The 4413-nt window shown below is 75.3% G+C and carries 1 protein-coding gene; it reads right to left on the minus strand.

Annotation, left to right across the window (positions count from 1 at the left end; translation table 11 throughout):
* A partial coding sequence (locus ACIQG9_RS29785) for an SDR family NAD(P)-dependent oxidoreductase (RefSeq protein ID WP_400408562.1) occupies positions 1-4404 on the minus strand: 4404 nt, incomplete at its 3' end.
* Between the last annotated feature and the right edge of the window lie 9 nt (positions 4405-4413).

Genomic DNA, 4413 nt, shown 5'->3' on the forward strand with positions numbered 1-4413 from the left:
CGACGAACACGCCGTGTCCACCGACACCGCCGGCCCCTCCAGGCCGAACGTGTACGCCACCCGGCCGGAGACGACACTGCCGGCGCTGTGCCCGGTCACGTAGTCGTGGTACATGAGGCCGGCGAAGACGCCGGTGGCGGAGCCGCGTACCGAGGCGGGGTCGATGCCGGCCCGCTCGAACGCCTCCCAGGAGACCTCCAGCAGTTGCCGCTGCTGCGGATCCATGAGGACGGCCTCGCGGGGCGAGATGCCGAAGAAGCTCGGATCGAACCCGGCCGCACCGGGCAGGAACCCGCCCTGGTCGGCGTAGCTGGTGTCGGGGCGGGTGCCGGTCGGGTCGTAGAGCCGGGCGACGTCCCAGCCCCGGTCGGTGGGGAAGTCACCGATGGCGTCGACGCCCTCGGCGACGAGCCGCCACAGGTCCTCGGGCGAGTCGACGCCACCGGGGTAGCGGCAGGCCATCCCGACGATCGCCACCGGCTCGTCGCCGACGGTGGTGGCGGCGGCGGTCTGCCGGGTCTCCGGTGCGTCGAGGACGCCGGTCAGCTCGCCGTACAGGAAGTCGGCGAGGGCGAGCGGCGTCGGGTAGTCGAAGATGAGGGTGGCGGGCAGCCGCAGGCCGGCCGCCGTGGCGAGCGCGTTGCGCAGCTCCACGGCGGTCAGCGAGTCGAAGCCGAGCCCCTGGAAGGTCCGGTCCGCCTCGACGGCGTCCGGGCCGGCGAGGCCGAGGACGGCGGCGACGTGGGTGTCGACCAGGTGCCGTACGGCGGCGGCCCGTTCCTGCTGCGGGAGGGCGGCCAGCCAGTCGCTCTGCGGCCGGCCGCCGGTGGCGGCGGCGGCGGTGGCGGTACGCCGGGTCGGGCCGGCGAGGCCGCGCAGCACCGGGGGCAGCCGGTCGCCGAGGGTACGCAGGGTCCTCACGTCGAGCCGGGCCGGGATGAGGGTGGGCGGGGTGCCGGCGACGGCGGCGTCGAGCAGGGCCAGCCCGTCGGCGGTCGACAGGGGCAGCACCCCGCCCCGCGACATCCGCTCCCGGTCCACCTCGGACAGCCGCTCGGTCATCGCCGAGCCCTGCGCCCACAACCCCCAGGCCAGCGACACACCCGGCAGTCCCGCGCGGCGGCGGGTCACCGCCAACGCGTCCACGAACGCGTTCGCCGCCGCGTAGCTGCCCTGCCCCGGCGCGCCGAGCACCCCCGACAGCGACGAGAACAGCACGAACGCGGACAGCGGCCGGTCCCGGGTCAGCTCGTCGAGCAGCGCCGCCGCGTCCACCTTCGGACGCAGCACCCCGGACACCCGGGACGCCGACAACGACGAGACCACACCGTCGTCCAGCACACCTGCCGTGTGCACCACCGCCGACAGGTCCGGCGCGCCGGCCAGGACGGCCGTCACCTGCTCGCGGTCCGCCACGTCACAGGCGACCAGCTCGACCTGCGTACCGGCCGCCGACAGCTCCGCGACGAGGTCCCGCGCCCCGGGGGCCGCCGGGCCGCTGCGCGACAGCAGCAGCAGCCGCCGTACCCGGTGGGTGGACACCAGGTGGCGGGCCACCGCCGTACCCAGGGTGCCGGTCGCGCCGGTGACCAGGACGGTGCCGGTGCCGAGCGGCGGGGCGTCCGGCGGCGGGGCCGGGAGTGGCCGGCGGGCGATCCGGGGTACGGAGACCACTCCGTCCCGGACCATCACCTGCGGTTCGCCGGTGGCCACGGCCAGCGGCAGGACGTCGGCGAGCTGGTCGGGGTCGGCGTCGACCAGGAGGAACCGGTCGGGGTTCTCCGCCTGGGCGGAGCGCAGCAGGCCCCAGACGGCCGCGCCGGCCAGGTCGGTCACGTCGTCGCCGACGGCCTGCCGGGTGAGCACGACGAGCTGCGCGGTGCTGGTGTCGGCCAGCCAGCGCTGGGCGACGGCCAGGACCCGGTGCACCTCGGCGTGCACGTCGTCGGTGCCTCCGGCGCTCAGCACCACCAGCTCGACCGGGCCACCGGCGCCGGCATCCGCGGCCACCGCGATGGTGCCGTCGCCGGTCGCCGGGTCGGTGTCGGGGTGCCAGGCCCAGGTGGGGGCGGTCGGGGGCGGGGTGACGGTGACCGGCTGCCAGTCGAGGCCGAACAGCGCGTCGCCGACACCGGTCGAGGTGGTGACCTGAAGCGGGCGGAGCACCAGTGACCGTACGGTCGCGACGGGCGCGCCGACGGCGTCGGCGACCGCGAGCCGGACGCCGGAGCCGGCCGGGGTGAGCCGTACCCGGAGACTGGCCGCGCCGGTGGCGTGCAGCGTCACACCCGACCAGGCGAACGGCAACCCCCGGTAGGTGTCGTCGGCGGCGAGGGTGAGGGCGTGCAGACCGGCGTCGAAGAGCGCCGGGTGCAGGCCGTAGCCGTCGGTCTCCGTACCGTCGGGGAGGTCGACCTCGGCGAAGAGTTCGTCGCCGGCCCGCCAGGCGCGGCGGAGGCCCTGGAAGACCGGGCCGTAGTCGAGCCCGCCGGTGGCGAGGTCGTCGTAGAGGCCGGCCACCGGCAGCGCCTCGGCGTCGGCGGGCGGCCACTCGGTGAGGGCGACGCCGGGCGTGTCGCCGGCGGTCAGCAGGCCGGTGGCGTGCCGGGTCCACGGGGCGTCGTCGCGTTCCCGGGAGTGCACCTGGACGGCGCGGCGGCCGGCCGGGTCGGGCGCCTCCACCGCGACCTGGACCTCCACGCTGCCGCGGTCCGGTACGACGAGCGGCGCGTGCAGGGTCAGCTCGTCGAGGACGCCGGAGCCGACCTGGTCGCCGGCGTGGATGGCGAGTTCGACCAGGCCGGTGCCGGCGAAGACGACGGTGCCGCCGACGGCGTGGTCGGCGAGCCACGGGTGGGTGGCCAGCGACCAGCGGCCGGTGAAGACGGCACCGTCGGTGTTGGCCAGGGGTACGGCGGCGTCGAGCAGCGGGTGGTCGGTGGCGAGCAGTCCGGCGCCGACGAGCGCCGGGTCGTAGAGCCAGTAGTGCTGCCGCTGGAAGGCGTAGGTGGGCAGGTCGACCTGCCGGGAGTCGGGGTGGATCGCGGTCCAGTCGAGGTCGACGCCGCTGGCCCACGCCTGGGCCATCCCGGTGGCGTAGCCGGTGACCTGGTCCCGGTCGCGGCGCTGCAACGGGACGCAGACGGTGTCGTCGGCGCTGTCGGCGACCATCGCGGTCAACACGCTGTCGGGGCCGATCTCGACGAACCGGGTGACGCCCCGTTCCCGCAACGCCGTCACCGCGTCGGCGAACCGGACCGTGCCCCGCACCTGCGCCTGCCAGTAGGTGACACTGCCCAACTGCGCGTCGCCGGCCAGGTCGCCGGTGGCGGTGGAGACGAGAGGGATGCCTGCCGGCCCGGCGGTGACCTCGGCGAGGACCCGCCCGTACTCGGCCAGCATCGGATCCATCAGATGCGAATGGAACGCATGCGACACCCGCAATCGGCGGGTCTTCACCTCCAACGACGCTTCCAGCGCGGCGACCTGCTCCTCGGTGCCGGAGACCACCACCGCCCGGGGACCGTTGACCGCCGCCACGTCCACGCCGTCGAGATCCAGCTCGGCCAGCGGTGCGGCGATCGCCAACATCGCCCCACCGGCGGGAAGCGCCTGCATCAGACCACCCCGGGCCGCGACCACCCGACAGGCGTCCTCCAGGGACCACACCCCGGACACGTACGCGGCGGCCAGCTCACCGATCGAATGACCGGCCACGAAGTCCGGCCTCAGGCCCCACGACTCGGCCAACCTGAACAAGGCCACCTCGACCGCGAACAACGCCGGCTGCGTCCACCCGGTCTGATCGAGCACACCGTCCGGGTCGGCGAACATCACCGCACGGAGGTCACCCTCGAGCAGCGGCCCGAACGCCGCACACACCTCGTCCAACGCCGACGCGAACACCGGGAACGCATCCGCCAGTTCACGGCCCATCCCCACCCGCTGCGCACCCTGACCGGTGAACAGGACGGCGGTGCGGCCGGTGGTCACGTGGCCGGACACGCCCTGACCGGCGGCGAGCGCGCGGAGCCCGGCGACGCCGTCGCCGACGGCGACCCCCCGGTGTTCCAGGGCCGCCCGGCCGGTGCCGAGGGTCAGGGCCACGTCGGCGGGGCGCAGGTCGGTGTCGGTGAGGAAGTCGGCGAGGCGGGCGGCCTGCCCGGCGAGACCGGCGGCGGACCGGCCGGAGACCGGCCAGAGCGCCACCGGCGCGGTGTCGGGGTGGGCGGCCGGCGCGGTGGTGGGGGCCTGTTCCAGGATCAGATGGGCGTTGGTGCCGCTGATGCCGAACGACGACACCGCCGCCCGCCGGGGCCGACCATCGACCGGCCACTCCACCGACTCCGTCACCAACCGCACATCACCCGCCGACCAGTCCACAAACGGACTCGGCGCATCCACATGCAACGT

Origin of the sequence: Micromonospora sp. NPDC092111 (genome assembly GCF_044755745.1) — a bacterium.
GTDB lineage: Bacteria > Actinomycetota > Actinomycetes > Mycobacteriales > Micromonosporaceae > Micromonospora.